At 69.3% G+C, this 20,289-nt stretch carries 15 protein-coding genes and 1 riboswitch; of the genes, 6 read left to right on the forward strand and 9 right to left on the reverse strand.

Annotated elements, in window-relative coordinates; translation table 11 throughout:
• Positions 1–54 precede the first annotated feature (54 nt).
• Positions 55–984, forward strand: coding sequence for a hypothetical protein (locus EV137_RS27970; protein WP_134131386.1), 930 nt, complete (start codon positions 55–57; stop codon positions 982–984).
• Here EV137_RS27970 and metH read toward each other — a convergent pair.
• From metH to EV137_RS27985, 3 genes are all read right to left on the reverse strand, one after another.
• Entirely contained in the window at positions 869–4,471 is a 3,603-nt protein-coding gene (gene metH, locus EV137_RS27975; RefSeq protein ID WP_134131387.1) for a methionine synthase, read from the reverse strand. The two genes, EV137_RS27970 and metH, sit on opposite strands and share 116 nt — an antisense overlap.
• Positions 4,472–4,493: 22 nt before the next feature.
• Positions 4,494–4,570, reverse strand: a riboswitch (S-adenosyl-L-homocysteine riboswitch).
• 69 nt (positions 4,571–4,639) lie between these two features.
• The gene (locus EV137_RS27980) at positions 4,640–5,173 is read right to left on the reverse strand and encodes a TetR/AcrR family transcriptional regulator (protein ID WP_134131388.1); all 534 of its coding nucleotides are present in this window, start codon (positions 5,171–5,173) and stop codon (positions 4,640–4,642) included.
• Positions 5,170–6,579 carry an MFS transporter gene (locus EV137_RS27985; protein WP_134131389.1) on the reverse strand — a complete coding sequence of 470 codons (1,410 nt, stop codon included), beginning with the start codon at positions 6,577–6,579 and terminating at the stop codon, positions 5,170–5,172. Before EV137_RS27985 ends, EV137_RS27980 begins: the two co-directional genes overlap by 4 nt.
• Before the next feature lie 135 nt (positions 6,580–6,714).
• Between EV137_RS27985 and EV137_RS40780 the strand changes: the two genes are divergently transcribed.
• Together EV137_RS40780 and EV137_RS41160 are read left to right on the forward strand one after the other, a co-directional pair.
• Positions 6,715–7,929, forward strand: coding sequence for an NAD-dependent epimerase/dehydratase family protein (locus EV137_RS40780; RefSeq protein WP_202871180.1), 1,215 nt, complete (start codon positions 6,715–6,717; stop codon positions 7,927–7,929).
• Between the two features lie 148 nt (positions 7,930–8,077).
• Entirely contained in the window at positions 8,078–8,302 is a 225-nt protein-coding gene (locus EV137_RS41160; RefSeq protein WP_202871181.1) for a hypothetical protein, read from the forward strand.
• A 180-nt stretch (positions 8,303–8,482) separates the two neighbouring features.
• Here the strand turns inward: EV137_RS41160 and EV137_RS28000 are convergent, their stop codons facing one another.
• On the reverse strand, positions 8,483–10,240 hold the full coding sequence (locus tag EV137_RS28000) for a S1C family serine protease (protein ID WP_134131390.1): 1,758 nt from the start codon (positions 10,238–10,240) through the stop codon (positions 8,483–8,485).
• 83 nt (positions 10,241–10,323) lie between these two features.
• Positions 10,324–10,881 carry a TetR/AcrR family transcriptional regulator gene (locus EV137_RS28005; RefSeq protein WP_134006133.1) on the reverse strand — a complete coding sequence of 186 codons (558 nt, stop codon included), beginning with the start codon at positions 10,879–10,881 and terminating at the stop codon, positions 10,324–10,326.
• 96 nt (positions 10,882–10,977) lie between these two features.
• Here EV137_RS28005 and EV137_RS28010 point away from each other — a divergent pair, with 96 nt between their 5' ends.
• Positions 10,978–11,808, forward strand: coding sequence for an oxidoreductase (locus tag EV137_RS28010; protein WP_134131391.1), 831 nt, complete (start codon positions 10,978–10,980; stop codon positions 11,806–11,808).
• A gap of 477 nt (positions 11,809–12,285) precedes the next feature.
• Here EV137_RS28010 and EV137_RS28015 read toward each other — a convergent pair whose 3' ends face one another.
• Positions 12,286–13,449: an epoxide hydrolase family protein gene (locus EV137_RS28015; protein ID WP_311136385.1), complete on the reverse strand. Its 1,164-nt coding sequence runs from the start codon at positions 13,447–13,449 to the stop codon at positions 12,286–12,288.
• Between the two features lie 42 nt (positions 13,450–13,491).
• Here EV137_RS28015 and EV137_RS28020 point away from each other — a divergent pair, with 42 nt between their 5' ends.
• Entirely contained in the window at positions 13,492–14,436 is a 945-nt protein-coding gene (locus EV137_RS28020) for a helix-turn-helix transcriptional regulator (protein ID WP_134131392.1), read from the forward strand.
• 28 nt (positions 14,437–14,464) lie between these two features.
• A complete protein-coding gene (locus EV137_RS28025) occupies positions 14,465–15,274 on the forward strand; it encodes an alpha/beta fold hydrolase (RefSeq protein ID WP_134131393.1) in 810 nt (269 codons plus the stop codon).
• A gap of 111 nt (positions 15,275–15,385) precedes the next feature.
• Here EV137_RS28025 and EV137_RS28030 read toward each other — a convergent pair whose 3' ends face one another.
• Genes EV137_RS28030 through EV137_RS28040 form a run of 3 tightly spaced genes read right to left on the reverse strand, consistent with a single transcriptional unit; the run spans position 15,386 to position 20,242 of the window.
• Complete coding sequence (locus EV137_RS28030; RefSeq protein ID WP_134131394.1) at positions 15,386–16,294, reverse strand: ribonuclease Z; 909 nt, start codon at positions 16,292–16,294, stop codon at positions 15,386–15,388.
• Positions 16,287–17,255: a pyridoxal-phosphate dependent enzyme gene (locus EV137_RS28035; protein WP_134131395.1), complete on the reverse strand. Its 969-nt coding sequence runs from the start codon at positions 17,253–17,255 to the stop codon at positions 16,287–16,289. The genes EV137_RS28030 and EV137_RS28035 overlap by 8 nt, the downstream gene beginning before the upstream one ends.
• A complete protein-coding gene (locus EV137_RS28040) occupies positions 17,255–20,242 on the reverse strand; it encodes a glycine--tRNA ligase (RefSeq protein WP_166680080.1) in 2,988 nt (995 codons plus the stop codon). Before EV137_RS28040 ends, EV137_RS28035 begins: the two co-directional genes overlap by 1 nt.
• Between the last annotated feature and the right edge of the window lie 47 nt (positions 20,243–20,289).

The raw sequence follows: 20,289 nt of genomic DNA on the forward strand, positions 1-20,289 counted from the left end.
CGCCACGCCCCTACGCTTGCGTCGTTCGGCTTCTCTCACGAAGGAGAACGCGCTGTGGCCACTGGTCTGGTCAGGACAGACGATCCGTGCGTCTCCTGGGGAGAGTCGATCGTCGAAGCCGTCAGCGAGACCACCAATCGGGTCGTCCGCTGGCGCGGCATCGACTTCGTCGTCCGGCCGAACGATCGCGAGCCGATGAACGCGGTCCATTCGCTCCGGTCGAACGACAGCCCGCTGTTCCTGCCGGAGGAGCTGGCCGACACGGTCCGCCGGTACGGCGCTGGGGAGCCCAAGCGCGGCGATGCGGAACGGCTGGTCCGGGCCACCGGGCACACGATGTCGCAGTCGGCTGGGCTGAGCAGCCCGCTGTTCGACAACATCGGCGGGCTCCACGCGCAGGAGGCCGACCTGGACGACGGGCTGGCCGACGTCTGGACCCAGGAACGACTGCCCGAACTCTGGCCGAAGACCGAATCCGGAAAGTTCGTCCCCGTCGGCGAGGTGCAGGACTTCGCCTTCGCCGGCCGGAACCCGGCGGCGGCAGCGGCAGCACGGGAACTGATGACAGAGATCGTCCGCCAGCAGGGCCCGGGCGCTCCGGTCGGACCTGAGGACTACGCCGCCCTCTCCGAGGCGTTGATCGCGACGAAACCCGAGGAACGGTTCGGCGAGATCCTCAAGCTGCTGCCGGGCACCGACGAACTGTCGCCGTCCGACACGTTCTCGGCCGAGGCCGCCCTGCGCAGAGGCTTCGCCGAGGCCGTCGCGAAGGGCGACCCGTCGCTCGCGGCCACGGCCGTCCAAAGGGCGTCGGAGCGGATCGACCCACAGCTGCGTCGGCTCGTGGAGGATCCTGCCCTGGCCCCGGTCACTCCGGGTCGTACGCCAGGTTCGGCCGGAGCCAGCGTTCGACCTCAGCGACCGGGAGATTCCGCCGTACGGCGTAGTCCTCGATCTGATCGCGCCCGAGGCGGCCGACACTGAAGTAGCGCGACGCCGGGTGCGCGAAGATCAGACCGCTCACCGCCGCGGCCGGCGTCATCGCGAACGACTCGGTCAGCCCGAGGCCGATCTTCTCCGCCGCGAGCAGCTCGAACAGGTCCCGCTTCTCGCTGTGGTCCGGGCTCGCCGGGTACCCGAGGGCCGGCCGGATGCCGCGGAACCGCTCCGCGTGCAGGTCCTCCAGCACCGGCTGTGCGTCGGGCTCGAACCACGCCCGCCGCGCCTGAAGGTGGATCCACTCCGCGAACGCCTCCGCCAGCCGGTCGGCCAGCGCCTTCACCATGATCGCCCGGTAGTCGTCGTTGCGTTCCTCGTACGACTTCGCCAGCGCCTCCGCGCCGTGGATCGCGACCCCGAACCCGCCGAGATGATCACCGGACGGCGCGATGTAATCGGCGAGGCAGCGGTTGTCCCGCCCGGCCGGCTTCGCAGTCTGCTGCCGCAGCATCGGGAACGACCGGTCCAGTCCGTCCAGGACGATGTCGTCACCTTCGCTGTGCGCCGGCCAGAACGCGTACACACCCTCGGCGGTGAAGGATCCGTTCGCGATGATCTCGTCCAGCAACGTGTTCGCGTCGTCGAACAGCTCCCGCGCGACCGGCTGGTCGAGGATCGCCGGGTACTTCCCCTTCATCTCCCAGGCCAGGAAGAGGAACTGCCAGTCGATCATCTCGCGCAGCGTCTCGATCGACGGCGACACGTACCGCAGACCGGTGAACTCCGGCACCGGAAGCTCGCCGTACTCGACCTGTTCCTTGTTCGCCCGCGCCTCGGCCAGCGTCAGCATCGGTGCGCGCTGCTTGTTCGCGTGCTGCTCACGCAACCGCTCCTGCTCGACACTGTTGCTCTTGGCAAGCTCTACGGCGCGATCGGAGTCGAGCAGGTCGGACACCACACCAACGACCCGCGAGGCGTCCAGCACGTGGACAGTGGTGTTCTCGTACGCTGGCGCGATCCGGACGGCCGTGTGCTGCTTCGAGGTCGTCGCGCCACCGATCAGCAACGGGAGCTTCAGCCCGCGCCGCTGCATCTCCTCGGCCACCGACACCATCTCGTCCAGCGACGGCGTGATCAGCCCGGACAGGCCGACGGCGTCCGCGCCCTCGGCCACCGCGGTGTCGAGGATCCTTGCCGCCGGCACCATCACGCCGAGGTCGATCACCTCGTAGTTGTTGCAGCCGAGCACCACACCGACGATGTTCTTGCCGATGTCGTGGACGTCGCCCTTCACGGTCGCGAGCACCACCTTGCCCTGCCCGCGGACGGCCTCGGCGCGACCCTCGAGCCGGGCCTGCTCCTTCTCCGCCTCCATGAACGGCTCCAGGTAGGCGACCGAGCGCTTCATGACGCGGGCGCTCTTCACCACCTGCGGCAGGAACATCTTGCCGGCGCCGAACAGGTCGCCGACGACCTTCATGCCGTCCATCAACGGGCCTTCGATCACTTCCAGCGGCCGCGGCAGCTTCTGCCGGGCCTCCTCGGTGTCCTCCTCGATGAAGTCGACGATGCCGTGCACGAGCGCGTGCGACAGCCGCTCCTCGACCGTGCCCTCACGCCAGGTCAGGTCCACCTCGCGCTGCTTGCCCTTGCCCTTCACGTTCTCGGCGAACGCGACCAGCCGGTCCGTGGCGTCGTCGCGGCGGTCGAAGATGACGTCCTCGACCAGCTCCAGCAGGTCCTTCGGGATGTCCTCGTAGACCGCGAGCTGGCCCGCGTTCACGATTCCCATGTCCAGACCGGCCTTGCCCGCGTGGTACAGGAACGCGGAGTGCATCGCCTCGCGGACGATGTCGTTGCCGCGGAACGAGAAGGACAGGTTCGAGATACCACCGCTGATGTGGACGCCGGGACAGCGTTCTTTGATCAGCGGCAGCGCGTCGATGAAGTTCTTCGCGTAGCCGTTGTGCTCGGACATACCGGTCGCGACCGCGAGCACGTTCGGGTCGAAGATGATGTCCTCGGCCGGGAAACCGATACCGGTCAGCAGGTCGTAGGCCCGGCCGCAGATCGCCACCTTGCGCTCGACCGTGTCGGCCTGGCCCTGCTCGTCGAACGCCATCACGACCGCGCCGGCGCCGTACGACATGATCCGGCGGGCGCGGTCGAGAAACTCCTCCTCGCCCTCCTTCAGGCTGATCGAGTTGACGACGCCCTTGCCCTGCACGCACTTCAGGCCGGCCTCGAGCACCGACCACTTCGAGCTGTCGATCATGATCGGGATCCGGGCCACCTCGGGTTCGGTCGCGATCAGGTTCAGGAACGTGGTCATCGCCTGCTCGCTGTCGAGCAGGTCGGCGTCCATGTTCACGTCCAGCAGGTTCGCGCCGCCGCGCACCTGCTCCAGCGCCACGTCGACCGCGGCCTGGTGGTTGTCGCTCTCGATCAGCCGGCGGAACTTCGCCGACCCGGTGACATTGGTCCGCTCGCCGATCATCACGAACCCGGTGTCGGCGCCGATCTTGAACGGCTCGAGCCCGGAGAACCGCGTGGTGTGATCGGTCGGTACGACGGTGCGCGGCTGCAGCTGATCCACGGCGGCCGCGATCTGCTTGATGTGGGCAGGCGTCGTACCGCAACAGCCGCCGACGATGTTGACCAGTCCGGACTCGGCGAACTCCCGCAGCAGCGCCGACGTCTCCTCGGGAGTCTCGTCGTACCCGCCGAACGCGTTCGGGAGGCCGGCGTTCGGGTGTGAGGCGACGTACGTGCCTGCGAACCGGGCCAGGTCGGCCACGTGCGGGCGCAGCTGGGCGGCGCCGAGGGAGCAGTTGACGCCGACGACGAGCGGGTCGGCGTGCTCGACCGAGCTCCAGAACGCCTCGACGGTCTGCCCCGACAGCGTCCGGCCGCTCAGGTCGACGATCGTCACCGAGATCCACAGCGGCAGCTGCGGCGCGACCTCGCGGGCCGCGGCGACGGCGGCCTTGGCGTTCAGGGTGTCGAAGATCGTCTCGATCAGCAGCAGGTCGACGCCGCCCTCGGCGAGCGCCGCGATCTGCTCGGCGTACGCGTCCTTCACCTGCTGGAAGGACACGGCGCGGTACGACGGGTCCTCGACGCGCGGGCTCAGCGACAGGGTGACGTTCAGCGGGCCGATCGAACCGGCGACGAACCTGCCGCCGAACTCGTCGGCCGCCTGGCGGGCCAGCCGCGCGCCGGCGACGTTCATCTCGCGGACGTGCTCCTGCAGGCCGTAGTCGGCCTGGCCGATGCTCGTCGCGGTGAAGGTGTTCGTGGTGGTGATGTCCGCGCCGGCCGCCAGGTACTGCCGGTGGACGTCGAGGATCAGGTCCGGCCGGGTCAGGTTCAGCACGTCCGGGTCGCCGGTCACGTCGTGCGTGTGGTTCCCGAAGCGATCGCCCTGGAAGTCGGCCGTCCGCAGCTTGGCGCCCTGGAGCATCGTGCCCCAGGCACCGTCGAGAACTGCGATGCGCTGATCCAGCAGGTCCCGCAGCGCGGTTTCACTCATCTGCCAACCCCTCCAGAAGAATTCTCCGGAGGCGCCCTTGCATCAGTGCTCCAGGTCGAGCGTGGCGGACCTGGGTCCGTTGCAGCGCCTCTCGGCCTGGATGGTCCATGTTAGTGGCGTCACACTCAGCGCCAAGCGCATTGTCCACATTCTAGGACGGGCGTTCAATCAGTGGATGAGTTGCTGGATCGCCGGCGCGTAGAGCTCCGCGACGGTGTCCAGGTCCGCGGTGGCGATCGGGCCCGTCTTGTCGATCGCGATCGCGGCGCCGAGGCCGAGCAGGTGCGCGGTGATCAGGCCCGCCCGGAGCTCGGCGTCCGGTCCGGTCAGCCGGGCGGCGAAGGCGCGGGTGACCTGGTCGCGGAAGTGCTCGCGGATCTGCGCCCGCTCGTCGGCCTTGCCGGCCGCGAAGACGACCCGGACGAGCAGATCCTGATCGTTGTCCCGGCGGTACTCGACGAGCGTGCGGACGGCGTGTTCGCCGAGCCGCTCGTTCGGTGCGGCGAGCAGCAGCTGGGCCGCCTCGGTGAAGTCGGCGACCCGCTCGAACAGCGCTTCCTTGCCGCCGAAGTACTTGACGATCAGGGCGGCGCTGACACCGGCGTCCGCAGCGACCCCGCGCAACGTGACCGCGTCGTACGGCTCCCGTGCGAACGCCTTGCGCGCCGCGCGGAGGATCGTGGTCCGCCCCGGGTCCGTCACGTCCTCACCTGGACCGCCACCGGCTCCGGCCGCCGCGCCGGGATGAACATGACCAGACCCGCGGCAACCAGCGCCGAGATGCCGGCAATGACGAACACGATCAGGTACGCCGACAGCGCGGGCGCGACCCGGCCGCCCGAGGAGATCGTGACGCCGGCGAGCACGCTGGCCACGATCGTGCTGCAGATCGCCTGCCCGATCGTGCGCATCAGCGTGTTGAGTCCGTTCGCGGCTGCCGTTTCGGTCACCGGCACAGCATGCATGATCAAGGCCGGAAGCGCCGAGTACGCAACGGCGGTTCCGGCGCTCACGACCGTTGCACCGATCACGATCCCGGCGACATTGCTGCTGGTGAAGAGGCGGACGACGTACCCGGCGGCCATCAGCACCGACGCGATCGCGAGCGTGAACCGCGGGCCGCGCGCGCTCGAGATCCGGGCCGACACCGGTGAGAGGAGCACCATCGCGACCCCGCCGGGGAGCAGGCACAGGCCGCTGACCACGATGGATTCGCCGAGACCGTAGCCGGTCCAGGTCGGCTCCTGGACGAGTTGGGCGGTCGACAGCGAGTTGGCGTAGAAGGCGAATCCGATCAGGAGAGCGCCGAGGTTCGTGAAGAGAACGGCCGGACGCGCGAAAACGCGGAGGTCGACGAGCGGGCTCTTCGTGCGCAACTCGTACCAGCCCCAGAGCGGGACCATCAGGATCGCGGCGGCGGACAGGCCGACGATCGTCGTCGTACTCCAGGCACTGCTCTTGGAAACCGCGAGCAGCAGGCAGACCAGGAACGCACTCAGTCCGAAGGCCCCGAGGATGTCGAACCGGCCGCGGGTGCGGATCGCGGACTCCGGCACGATCAGCAGCACCAGGACGATGTCGAGCACGCCGAGCCCGAGGTTGATCCAGAACATCGTGTGCCAGTTCGCGTACTCGACGACGAGCGTCGCGGCCGGGATGCCGAACGCGGCGCCGATGCCCAGGGTCGAGCTCATGATGGCGATCGACGGGATCACCCGGCGCGGCGGCAGTTCGTCGCGCAGGATGCTGATGCCGAGCGGGACGACCGCGACCGCAGCGCCCTGGAATGCGCGGCCGACGATCAGCACGCTCAAGTTCGAGCTGCTCGCACAGAGCAGTGAGCCGATGACCATCGACGCCAGGGCGATCAGGAGGACGCGGCGCTTGCCGTACATGTCCCCGGCGCGGCCGAGCAGCGGCGTGAACACCGCGCCGGTGAGCAGCGTGACCGTGATCAGCCAACTGACGTCGGACGGCGGGCTGTGCGTGATCGCGGGGAGTTCTGGGAGCAGGGGTACCACGATGGTCTGGCTGATCGAGACCAGCACGCCGCAGAACGCTAGCGCTGCTAGGACCAGGCGTGGACGGGCAGCAGGACGGACGGTCAAGCGAAGTCCTCACAGAGGTGAACAGTTGTTTACCCAGCATCGTAAACGCTTGTTCACCCCCGTTGGAAGTGGACCGGGAAACCGCTCACCAATTGGCCCAGCGCGACCGGCACCCAGTTGCCTACGGTGGCTCGCATGAGGATCTTCATCGCCGGCGCCACCGGCGCAATCGGCCGCCGCCTCGTCCCCCTCCTAGTAGCCCAAGGCCACCACGTAACAGCCCTGACCCGCCGCCCCCACCCCGAACCAGATGGGTCCGGCGGCAGGTTGGCTGGTGGGACGACGGCCGCCGACGGGATCGGTGAGTCCAGCGGGAGGTTAGGCGGTGGGGGCTCGTCCGTCCGCGGGATCGGTGGGTCCAGCGAGAGGTTGGGCGGTGGGACGACGGCCGCCGACGGGATCGGTGGGTCCAGCGGGAGGTTGGATGGTGGGACAGCCGTCGGCGGATCGGGCGGGGCGACGGTTGGTGGCGTGACGACCGTTGTGGGGGATGTGTATGACGCTGAGCGGCTGCGAGAGGTGATTGCGGAGGCTCGGCCGGATGTGGTGATGCATCAACTGACCGATCTGGCGTCGCGGGACTTCGCCGCGAACAGCCGCATCCGCCGCGAGGGCACGCGCAACCTGGTGGACGCAGCCCTGGCCGCCGGCGTACGGCGGGTTGTGTCGCAGAGCATCGCGTGGGCGTACGAGCCCGGCTCGACGCCCGCAACCGAATCCACCCCGCTCGACCTGCACGCCCCGGACGCCACCCGACGCGCCACGGTCGAGGCGGTCGCCACACTCGAGGCGATCACCGCCGAAGCACCCGAGTGGGTCGTGCTCCGCTACGGCATGCTCTACGGTCCCGACACTTGGTACACCAAGGGCGCCCTGATGGCCGACCTCGCCAGCACCGGCAACCTCCCCGCCGGCCCCGACATCACCAGCTTCCTCCACGTCGACGACGCCGCCACGGCCGCAACAGCCGCCCTCACCTGGCCCACCGGCCCCGTGAACATCGTCGACAACGACCCGGCCCCCGCCTCAACCTGGACCCCCGCCTTCGCCCAGTCCGTCGGCGCCCCTCCCCCAAAAACCACCACCTCATCCAACGCAACCGCCTCCCGCCCCACCACACCCGCCGCTCCCACGGGCGCCGCAGCTACGAGCGATCCAACCGCAAGCGACGCACCGGATGAAGCCGGCGCCGCGGCCGGTGGACCTACGAGCGACCCAACCGCGGGCGACGCACCGGGTGAGCCGGGTGTCGCGCGAACCCCGTGGGCTCGTGGGGCCTCCAATGCCTACGCCCGTTCGCTCGGCTGGTCCCCCGCCCACCCGACGTGGCGCACCGGCTTCACCTCCTGACTCGTCGAGTCGTGGCGATTGGCCGGCGCCCGGGAGCGCGAGTCGTGGATTATGGCTGGCTTTTCACTGGTTTAACTGCCGATTTCCACGACTCGGCGGGGGCAAAGAAGACCGGACCCGGCGCTGCGAGGCGCGGTGAAGCGGGGCGGTGAAGCGGGCGGGTGGAGCTGCGGGCGGTCCGACTGCGGGCGACGTACCGGTTGAAGCGGGCGCCGCGGGCGGTGGAGCTGGGGGCGGTCCGACTGCGGGCGACGTACCGGGTGAGCCGGGTGTCGCGCGAACGCCGTGGGCTCGTGGGGCCTCCAATGCCTACGCCCGTTCGCTCGGCTGGTCCCCCGCCCACCCGACGTGGCGCACCGGCTTCACCTCCTGACTCGTCGAGTCGTGGTGTTTGGTCGGCGGCCCGGATCGCGAGTCGTGGATTGTGGTTGAGGTTTGGCGCCGATTCTCACGACTCGGTGCGGGCAAAGGGATCGGGCCCGGCGCTCCGAGGGGGGAGGGGGAGCGTCGGGCCCGATCTGGGCGGTCCGCCGGCAGCGAGGGGGTGCTGGGGTCAGCGGACCGGGCCTGTGATGAGTTCGATGGTTGCCTTGTGGGTCTGACCGGACTGGTCGGTCCAGCCGACCTCGACCTTGTCGCCCGGGTGCTGCTTGTTGAGCAGTTCGGACAGGGTGTCGGGCGAGGTGACGGCGTGCCCGGCGAACGAGGTGATCACGTCACCGGCCTCGATGCCGGCCTCGTCGGCGTGACCGTCCGCGACCACGTCGCCGACGACCGCTCCACTGGTACCGGCGCTGGTCACGACCGAGACTCCGAGCATCGCCGAGTCGCCGATGTGTACGTCGGCCGACGCCTTCCCGTCCTCGATCTGCTCGGCGATGTCGAGCGCCTGGTTGATCGGGATCGCATACCCCTCGGTCGTCGTCCCCGACCCGTCACCAGAACCGTTCCCGGACCCACCACCCGAGCCGTCCCCGTACCCGTTGCCGGATCCATCACCCGACCCGTTCCCGAACGGGAAGCCGCCGGTCCCGTCGCCGTTTCCGTTACCGGATCCGTCGCCCGACCCGTCCCCGTAACCGTTGCCCGTGCCGGAGCCGTTGCCGAACGGGAAGCCGCCGGTCCCGTTCGGGTCGCCGTAGCCGTTGCCGTTTCCCGTGCCGGTGTTGCCGTCGCCCCAGGCGGCGAGGGTCGCGGTGGCTGCCTGCGCGGTGGACGCCGAGGTCTGTCCAGGACGGCCCTGGCCGCCGTTGTTGCCGCCGTTGCCGGCCACGTCGACGCCGACCACCTCGCCGTTCGCGTTCACCAGCGGGCCGCCGGAGTCGCCGGCCTGGATGTTCGCGTCGGTCTGGATCAGGTCCTCGAGGTTCTCCGGGTCCTGCCCGTTCTCGTCGGTCGCGGTGATCGACTGGTTCAGCCCCGTCACCTTCCCGGCCGCGTAACTCGGCGTACCGCCGACGCCGCCCGCATTCCCGACCCCGACCACCTGGTCGCCGAGCTTCACCTGGTCGGAGTTCCCGGTCTTCGCGGTCTCCAGCCCGGACGCGTCCTTCAGCTTCAGTACGGCGATGTCGTGCTCCTCGTCGTACCCGACGACACTCGCGCTGTACGTCTTCCCGTTCCCGATGTCCGTCACGGTGATCGACGTCGCGCCCTCGATCACGTGGTGGTTGGTGAGGACCTCGCCGTCGGAGGTGAGCACGATCCCGGTGCCGGCCGCTCGCGCGTTCTCGTACCCGAGGACGGTGTTCACGTCGACCAGCCCCGGCGATACCTTCGCCGCCACGGCCGCCGGGTCGAACGCCTGCTGCGACAGCTGCGAGCTGTTCGCGCCGGCGCGCTGGTCGATGCCCCAGGCAACCGATCCGGCGACGAGCACGGCGGCCAGCCCGAGCGCGCCGGCGCCGAGCAGTCGCCGCCCGCGCTTCTTGGGCAGCTGCGGCGGAGGACCGAACGGGTACGGCGAACCGAACTGCGCCCCGTACTGAGGCGCGCCGTACTGAGGCGCCCCGTACTGCGGCATCTGCTGGTACTGCGGATACGGCTGCTGCTGCCCATACGGCCGACCGTGCTGCTGCCCGCCGTGCGGCGCCTGCCCACCGTACTGCTGTCCGCCGTACTGCTGTCCGCCGTACTGCTGTCCGCCGTACTGCTGTCCGCCGTTCGGCGCCTGCCCACCTTGCGGCTGGCCGCCGTTCGGCGCCTGGCCGCCTTGCGCCTGCCCGCCGTGCGGCGGCTGCCCACCTTGCGCTTGCCCGCCTTGGGGCTGCTGTCCGCCGTTGTACGGTCCCGGTCCAGCGCTCTCGTTCATCTGGTGTCGCCCTCCTCGGCAAGTTCCCTCTGCCTTCGAGTAGAGCTCGCGAGACTGAGAACTCCATCGGGCCCGCCAATGAATCAGCTGAGAATCCGCTCCACCGCCATCACGACGGCCGTCCGCCGCTGCGACCGGTCCGGCAACTCCGCGCCGTACTCCGGATTCATCGACGACCAGCTCGTCGCGATCGCCTGGATCAACGACAGCAGAGTGACCGGGGTGAACCGGCGCGACACCACCCGGCGCCGGATCCCCCGCTGAATCTCCTCCAGTCGGCGCTGATTGACCGCGACGATCGCCTCCAACGGCTGACCGTCCGGCCGCTCGAGCCGGTACCAGACCGACAGCCGGAGCCGGTCCGGATGCTCCTCGAAGTAGTCGAACACCCGGCCCGCGTACGACGGGAGGTCTTCGACGTCGAACCCGACCTCGTCCAGGTACTTCTCCACCGACGCGCTGAACACCGCATCGAACAAGGCGTCTTTGTTCCCGAAGTAGGCGTACAGCATCGCCTTGTTGCACTCGGCCACCTCGGCGATCCGGCTGACCCGCGCACCACCGATCCCGCGCGCCGCGAACTCCTCGGTGGCGGCCTCCAGGATCCGGGCCCGAGTCCGGTCTGCGTTCCGTTGCTGCATACGGCGAGCTTACCAACCAACCGGTTGGTTGATTTCCAACCAACCAGTTGGTTAGATAGAGGCTGTATCCAACCAAACGGTTAGTTAGGAACGGCAATGAGCAAGATCTGGCTGGTCACCGGCAGCTCGCGCGGCCTGGGTCGCGCGCTGACCGAGGCGGTGCTGGCGGCCGGCGACCGCGTCGTCGGCACGGCCCGCAAACCCGAGCAACTCGACGACCTGGTGACGAAGTACGGCGACCAACTGCGGGCAGTCGCGCTCGATGTCACGGACGCCGACGCCGCGCGCGCCGCCGTACGGACCGCGGTGACGGAGTTCGGCGGGCTGGATGTGGTGGCGAACAACGCCGGCTACGCGAACAGCGCGTCGATCGAGGAGATGGCCGACGACGACTTCCGGGCGCAGGTCGAGACCAACCTGTTCGGTGTGGTCAACGTGACGAAGGCTGCGCTGCCGGTGTTCCGCGAGCAGCGCGGCGGGCACTTCCTGCAGTTCTCGTCGATCGGTGGACGGGCCGGCGGGACGCCCGGCATGGGTGCGTACCAGACCGCGAAGTTCGCCGTCGAAGGCTTCTCCGAGGTGCTGAACAACGAGGTGCGCCCGTTCGGCGTGAAGGTGACGATCGTCGAGCCGGGCGGCTTCCGGACCGACTGGGGCGGCTCGTCGATGCAGCTCGCCGAGGTGCACCCGGACTACGAGTCCACCGTCGGCGAGATGCACCGGCGCCGCCTGGAGATGGACGGCAAGCAGCCGGGCGACCCGGCCAGGGCCGCGCAGGCCATCCTCGAGATCGTCGGCCTCGACAACCCGCCACTCAGGTTGCTGCTCGGCAGTGACGCCCTCAAGCTCGCCGAAAGCGCGTCGGCCTCCCGTGCCGCCGAAGCCACCGCCTGGGCCCACCTCACCACCTCAACCGACTTCGACTGACGCGATACCCGGCGATCACCACCCACAGCTGATGGGCCGGCGATCACCACCGCCAGGATGGGTAAGCGTCCGAGAAGCCGGCACGTCCCAGAAGCCGGGTTGACGTCCCAGAAGCCGGGTTGACGTCCCAGAAGCCGGGTTGACGTCCCAGAAGCCGGGTTGACGTCCCAGAAGCCGGGACGACGTCCCAGAAGCCGGGTTGACGTCCCAGAAGCCGGGTTGACGTCCCAGAAGCCGGGACGACGTCCGCGAAGCCGGCCGACCTCCGAGCAGCCGGGTTGACGTCCGGGAAGCCGGCACGACGTCCGAGAAGCCAGGTTGACCTCCGAGCGGCCGGGACGACGTTCGGGAAGCCGGCACGACGTCCGAGAAGCCGGGTTGGCGTTCGAGAAGCCGGGTTGACGTCGGGGGTCCGGGGTGTAAACCCTGTATCTCGGACGTCAACCCAGCAAATGCCACAGCAGGCCAAGAGTGGCGCTATCCGCGTAGGTCGCGGAAGAACTCGCGGACGTCGCTCACCAGCAGCTCGGGCTCTTCCAGGGCTGCGAAGTGGCCGCCGTGGTCGACCTCGGTCCAGCGGGTGATCGTGTTCGAGGTCTCGCAGTACCGTCGGATCGCGACGTCGTGTGCCAACGCGAGGACGGCCGTCGGGACGCCCGAGTTCGGCCGCGGCGTCCAGTCGCGCGGCTGCGCGTACCCGATGTAGGCCGCCGACCCGCCGGTCCCGGTCAGCCAGTACATCATCACGTTCGTCAGCAGCCGGTCCTTGCTGATGATTGCCTCCGGCAAGGTCTCGGCCGGGTACGTCCAGGCCTTGAACTTGTCCATGATCCAGGCCAGTTGCGCGACCGGCGAGTCGACCAGGCCGTAGCCCAGCGTCTGCGGCCGGGTCGACTGGATCGAGATGTAGCCGAACTCGTCCTTCATGAACTGACCGATCCGCCGCATCTTGTCCTGCTCCAGCGGCGTCAGCGTCTGCAGTTCCTCGTCGGACATCTGCAACGGCGGCAGGTTCGTCCCGCCGTTCGTGTGGACGCCGACCACGTGCTCCGGGGCGGCCCGTCCGACCTCGGGTGACACCGATCCACCCAGATCGCCGCCCTGTACGCCGTACCGCTCGTAACCGAGCTCGTTCATCAGCGCCGCCCACACCCGGCCGATCCGCGGGAAGGTCCAGTCGTCGTCCGCCGTCGGCCCGGAGAATCCGAACCCGGGCAGCGCCGGGATGACCACATGGAACGCGTCCGAAGCCTGCCCACCAAAAGCAACCGGATCGGTCAGCGGGCCGATCAAATCGAGGAACTCGACGATCGACCCCGGCCAGCCGTGCGTGAGCATCAGCGGCAGCGCATCCGGCTCCGCGGACCTGACATGGATGAAGTGGATCCGCTGCCCCTCGATCTCGGCGGTGAACTGCGGGTACGAGTTCAGCTCCTTCTCGGCGGCGCGCCAGTCGTACGACGTACGCCAGTAGTCGACCAGCGACGAAAGCCAGGAGACCGGTACGCCGGTGTTCCAGTCGTCGCCGGGAAGCGGTGCGGGGAGCCGGGTGCTCGCCAGCTTGGCGGCGAGTTCGTCGAGCGTGCTCTGCGGGATGTCGATGCTGAACGGCTTGATCATGTCCACAACTCTGTCACCCACCTAGGACACCTTCAGTCCTAGGAAGCTGCCAGAATTCAGAACATGATCGAGACCTCGGCACGACTGCTGAAGCTCCTCTCCCTGCTGCAGCAACCCAAGGAGTGGAGCGGCGCCGCCCTGGCCGGCGAGCTCGGCGTCGGGGTCCGGACGGTACGGCGGGACGTCGACAAGCTCCGCAACCTCGGCTACCCCGTCGACGCGATCCCCGGTGTCGCCGGCTACCGCCTCGGCGCCGGCGCCGCACTCCCCCCGCTGCTGCTCGACGACGAGGAAGCGATCGCGGTCGCCATCGGACTGCGCGCCGCGGCGAACGGGACCGTCGCGGGCACCGAGGAGTCGTCGGTCCGCGCGCTGACGAAGCTCGAACAGGTCCTCCCGTCGCGACTGCGCCACCGGATCGAACTTCTCCAGCAGATCGCCGTCACGCCCTCGGGCGGTCCGTCCGTACAACCCGACGTACTGCTCGCGGTCGCCGCCGCATGCCGGGACCACCAGCGGCTGCGCTTCAACTACCGCAATCACGACGGTACGGCGGCCACGCGGACGACCGAGCCGCACCGGCTCGTGCACACCGGGCGGCGGTGGTACCTGGTCGCGTGGGATCTCGACCGTGACGACTGGCGGACGTTCCGCGTCGACCGGGTGGAGCCACGCATCCCGACCGGCCCGCGGTTCACCCCGCGCGAGGTGCCTGATCTCGCGACCACGAACCGCGGCGTCGCGTACGGCGGCTACCGCTACCAGGCCCGACTGCTCGTCCGGGCCCCGGCCGAGCAGGTCGCGGACAAGTTCGGGCCGGCCGTCGCCACGGTGACGTCTGTCGACGCGACGACGACGCTGGTCGAGACCGGGGCCAACTCGCTCGACCAACTCGCGCTGCACCTCGGCCTGCTCGGCTACCCGCTCGAGATCCAGTCACCGCCGGAGCTCATCGACCACATCCGCGAACTCACGACGCGCCTGGCGGCGGCGATTCCGGCGTCCTGACAGCGGCGTGTCCCTGTACCGTTCAGGCATGCAGGATCGGTACGTCGGGACTGTGCTGGGCCGGATCCGCCTGCGCGTCGGCGGGTCGGGGCCTGCGATGCTGTTCTGGCCGAGCCTCTTGATGGACGGCACGCTGTGGTCCGCCCAGGCCGCGCACTTCGCGGATCGCTTCCAGGTGATCCTCGTCGATCCGCCCGGGCACGGCGGTAGCGATCCGCTGACCGGGCCGTTCACGTTCGAGCAGTGCGCCGAGGTGATACTGGCGATCATCGACGACCTGCAGGTCGAGAAGGTGCACCTGGTCGGCAACAGCTGGGGCGGGATGATCGGCGGCACCTTCGCGGCACTGCATCCGGACCGGATCGGCATCGCCGTACTGATGAACGCCACCGCGTCACCGGCCGGACGACGCCAGAAGGTCGAGTACGGCGTCCTGATCCGCGCGGCGCAGCTCCTCGGCGGGATGCGCGGACCGCTCACCGGGCCGGTCCGCGACGCCTTCCTCGGCCCGACCGCGAAACGCGAGAAGCCCGAGGTCGTTGCCACAGTCAACGAACTCGCCCGCAAGGTGGACATCACCTCGGGACGGCACGCCGTCACCAGTGTGGTCCCGCATCGTCCCGATCAGCGCGCCCTGCTCGGAAAGATCCGGACGCCGGTGCTGGTGGTGGCCGGTGCGGAGGACGCCACGTTCCCGGTCGCGGAGACCGAGGAGATGGCGGACTCCATCCCCGGCGCGAGGTTCGTCGTACTCGAGCAATCCGCACACCTGGCGGCACTCGAGTCCCCGAAAGAGGTCAACGCCCTGATCGACGACTTCCTCGCCGACAACGGCTGACGCCACCTGCGGACCTGTGCCACTCACCAACCCGCCCCGATGACCGCTCCGGGACTCCCCTGAGCGTGCGCCACGTCGCACACGAGCAGTTGGTGAGTGGCTGAGGTCCGCCTAGCGCCGCGACGGGACCGGTGTGCGGGTCAGGTCGGCGGCGACCACGATCTCGCCGGAGAACTCCGCCGCGGCCTCCTCGTGAAAGCGTTCCGGTTCCAGGTAGCGCTGGGAGAAGTGCGTGAGGACGAGCTTGCGGACGCCGCACTCCTCCGCGACCCGGGCCGCCTGGCGTGCGGTCAGGTGACCGAACCGGCGCGCCAACTCCGTCTCCGACGACAGGTACGTCGACTCGATCACCAGCAGGTCGGCCCCGTCGGCCAAGCGCAGGACGTTCTCACACAGGCGGGTGTCCATGATGAACGCGAACCGCTGCCCCGCCCGCAGCTCGCTGACGTCCTCCACACGCACAGTGCGATCGCCGAGGTCGAGCGATCCGGCTCGTTGCAGCCGGCCGACGTCCGGCCCGGTCACGCCGTACGCCGCGAGCTTGTCCGGGAGCATGCGGCGTCCGTCGGGCTCGATCAACTGGTACCCGAACGACTCGATCGGGTGCTCCAGGCGCCGCGCCCACAACTGCCCGAACGAGCCGACGGACAGCAGCCCGTCCTCCTCCACCGGCTCCTCGAGCAGTTCGGCCCGCTCGAAGAACGAGGCGGCGTACCGCAACCGTGTGAAGTACGTCTGCCCCGACGCCGGATAGTGCGCCCGCACCGGATGCGGTACGTCGTCCAGCGACAACCGCTGCACCACGCCTGGCACCCCGAGACAGTGATCGCCGTGGAAGTGCGTCACACACAACCGGGTGATCGCCCCGGCCGCGAGCCCGGCGTAGATCATCTGCCGCTGCGTCCCCTCGCCGGGATCGAACAGGAACCCCTCATCGTCCCAGCGCAGGAAGTACCCGTTCTGCGTACGTTCCCGGGACGGCACCTGACTGCCGGTCCCGAGCACGACGAGCTCACGCAAGCGCGGCCACCAACGTGGAGGACGACATGTTGCCGCCGCAGGACACGACCGCGACGCGCTTCCCGGTCAATTCGGTACGTCGCTTGCTCGCAGCTGCGAACGCCAGCGCTGCCGAGCCCTCGATCAACTGGTGCTCGGTGTCGATAACCATCCGGAGCGCGTCCCGGATCGCATCCTCCTCGACCAGCACCCAGTCGTCGACCAGTTCACGGCACAGATCGAAGGTGATGCTCCCAGGCTCGACGCTGCCCGCCGTACCGTCCGACAACGTGTGCCCGGCGTCGATCTGTACGATCTCGCCGGCCCGTACCGAGGCCGCCATCGCGTCGTCGACAGCCGGCTGCGCGCCGTACACGCGAATCCCGGGCAAGTGCTTCTTGAGCACCGCGGCGACTCCGCTGATCAGCCCGCCACCACCGACCGCGACCACGACCGCATCGAGCGACGCGCCGGCCAGCTGCTCGACGATCTCGACACCGACCGTCCCCTGCCCGGCGATGATGTCCGGGTCGTTGTACGGCGGAACGTACGCCAGCCCGTGCTCCGCGGCGTACGCCCGCGCCTTGATCTCGAGGACGCCGGTGTCGTTGCCCTCAGCCCGTAGTTCCAGACCGAGCCGGCGCAGTGCCGCGACCTTGCCAGGCGCGGCGTTTTCGGGCAGGTAGACGATGCCATGACCGCCGAGCGTCGCGAGTGCGTTACCGACCCCGAGTCCGTGATTCCCGGTGGACGCCGTGATCACGCCTGCCGCCCGCTCCGCCTCGGTCAGCGTGAGGATCTTCGCCAGCGCACCGCGGGCCTTGAACGATCCCGTCCGCTGCTGGTGCTCGCACTTCACGAGCACCTCGGCGCCGAGTTCCTCGCTGAACGCGTCGTACCGGACGAACGGTGTCGGCGGCAGGTGCTCCCGCAGTGCCGGCGCGACGCGCTCGGCCCGTGCGGCAGCTTCCGCGGGGGTCATCACTCTGCAGCGTTGAGGCTCGTGCCGAGGGCCTGCCAGTCGAGGACCGGTGCGGCGAGCCGGCTGATCGTTGCCAGCAGCCCCAACCGTGCGGCGCGGATCTCCGGCTCCTTCGCCATCACGAGGATCTCGTCGAAGAACGCGTTCACCGGATCGACTAGAACCGAGGCAGTCGAGACGAAGTCGCCGAGCCCGGTCGGTGCCTGTCCGATCTTCTGGACCGCCTCGTGCAGCACGACCTCCGCAGGCTCCGTGAGCTTGCCGGCGTCGTACTCCGCCTCGGTGCCTTCCGGAACGATCCGGCGGACGCGCTGCAGTACCGCGACCAGGTCGGCGAAGTCGCTGTTGCCGACGAGGCCCTGCAGAGTCTTCAGCGTCTCGTCCGCGACCACCGGAGCAGTTGCCAACGGCAACACGGCGGCAACCTGGAGGTGATCGTCGCCGCGGTCGAGCAGCTGCTGCTCGTACCGCCGTACAGTGAAGTCGGCGACCTCGTCGAGCGAGTCGGCCGGTACGTCGATGCCTTGCGCACCGATCTCGTCCGCGGCCGCTTTCAAGCCGACCGGCAACGTGATCGCCCGCAGTGCCGGGTGCTCGCGGAGGATCGCAACGACTCCGGCCGCGGCACGGCGGAGCGCGAACGGGTCGGAGCTCCCGGTCGGCTTCGCGCCGATCGCGAACAGCCCGGCCAGCAGGTCGAACCGATCGGCCAGCGCGAGCAGCGCACCCGGGGTCGTGGACGGGACCGGGTCACCGGCCGACCGCGGCAACTCCATGTCGTACAGGGCCTGCGCGACGGCCTCGGTCTCACCGGCGCGCTTGGCGTACTCGCGCGCCATCGTGCCGGCCAGGCTGGTCAGCTCGACCACCATCTGCGAACCCAGGTCGAACTTGGCCAGCTCGGCGGCGCGCTTCAGCGTGGCCAGGTCGTCGCCGTCGAGGTCGACCTTCGACGCCAGCGTGAGCGCGATCCGCCCGATCCGGCCGGCCCGATCGGCCATCGAGCCGAGCCGCTCCTCGAAGGCCAGCTTCTCCAGCTCGCTCTTCATCGACTCCAGCGGCGTCTCCAGGTCGGCCCGCCAGAAGAACGCGGCGTCCTCGTAGCGTGCCCGCAGTACGCCCTCGTTGCCGGCCCGGACCAGGTCCTCGTCGACCGAACCGTTGGCCACGGCAACGAAGTGCGGCAGCAGCTTGCCGTCGGCGTCGCGGACCGGCAGGTACCGCTGATGCTTGCGCATCACGGTCGTGAGGATCTCGCTCGGCAGGTCCAGGTAGTCGGCCGCGAACCCGCCCAGGATCGGCGTCGGCTCCTCGACCAGGTTGACGATCTGGTCGAGCAGCGCGGACTCGCCCTCGGCGTCGACCGTGCCACCGACACCCTTCGACAGCTCCGCCGCGGCCTCGACGATCTGCGCCAGCCGACGAGCCGGGTCGGCCTCGATGCCGTGGATCCGGAGCAGGTCCAGGTAGCCCTCGGCCGATGCGATCTCGACCTTCGGCTGGGCGGCGGTCCGATGCACCCGCGTCGTCCGTCCGGCCGCGAGGCTCGACACCGAGACCGGGACGATCTCGTCGCCGAGCAACGCGACCAGCCAGCGGATGGGGCGGGTGAACGACAGCTTGGCGTCGTTCCACCGCATGTTCTTGTCCGAGCGCAGGCCCGCGACGATCTCACTCAGTACGCCGCTCAGCACCTCGGCCGCCCCGCGACCAGGGTCCGGCTTGGTCACCGCGACGTACTCGACGCCGTCGACATCGAGGTCGTGCAGCTCGGACGGCTCCACCTTCTGACCGCGGGCGAACCCGGCAGCGGCCTTGGTCAGGTTGCCGTCGGCGTCGTACGCGGCCGCCTTCTTCGGGCCCCGGACCACCCGCTCGGCATCCGGCTCACCGGCCTGGACGGACGCGACGAAGGCGACTACCCGGCGCGGGGTCGCGTACGTCGTGATTGCGCCGTGCTCGAGCCGCGTCGCGGCCAGCTTCTCCTCCAGCGCGGCCTGCACCGCCGCAGCGGTCTTGGTGACCTCGGACGGCGGCATCTCCTCGGTGCCGATCTCGAAGGTCAACTGCCGGGTCCCGGTGATCTTGGGGAACTCGGTCGGCTGCGCCGCCGCCGGCGGCAGTTCGGCGAGACCCAACGGGTGCTTCAGCTCCTCGCGGCGCTCGGCCCACAGCCGCGAGACCTCGCGAGCCAGGGTCCGCATCCGGCCGAACGCCTTGGCGCGTTCCGTCGTACTGACGGCGCCGCGGGCGTCGAGGACGTTGAACGTGTGCGAGCACCGCAGCACCTGGATGTGCGCCGGCACCGGGAGGCGGTCGTCGATCATCCGGCGGGCCTCGTTCGCGTACTCCTCGAACAAGCGCTTCTGCGACTCCACGTCCGCGTCGTCCAGGTAGTACCGGCTCATCTCGTACTCCGCCTGGCCGAATGCCTCGCCGTACGAGATGCCCGGCGCGTAGGCGATGTCCTTGAAGTGCGAGACACCCTGCAGCGCCATCATGATCCGCTCGATGCCGTAGGTGATCTCCACCGACACCGGGTCCAGCGTCATCCCGCCGGCCTGCTGGAAGTACGTGAACTGGGTGATCTCCAGACCGTCCAGCCAGACCTCCCAGCCCAGGCCCCAGGACCCGGTCGCCGGGTTCGCCCAGTTGTCCTCGACGAACCGCACGTCGTGCGCGTCGATGTCGATCCCGAGCGCGGACAGGCTGTCCAGGAACAGCTCCTGCGGGTTGCCCGGGTCCGGCTTGAGCACCACCTGGAACTGGGTGTGCGTCTGCAGCCGGTTCGGGTTCTCGCCGTAGCGGCTGTCGTCCGGCCGCACACTCGGCTCGACGTACGCCACCCGCCACGGCTCCGGACCGAGCACCCGCAGGATGGTCGCGGGATTCAGCGTTCCGGCCCCGACCTCGGTGTTGAACGGCTGCACGACCATGCAGCCCCGGTCGGTCCAGTACTTCGTGAGCGCGAGCAGCGCGTCCTGCATGGTGAGCACAGCAAACCTCAAGCCATCTTTCGGGGGGTTTCCGCTGC

The sequence above is a fragment of the Kribbella pratensis genome (assembly GCF_004366075.1).
In the GTDB taxonomy this organism is placed as follows: Bacteria; Actinomycetota; Actinomycetes; order Propionibacteriales; family Kribbellaceae; genus Kribbella; species Kribbella pratensis.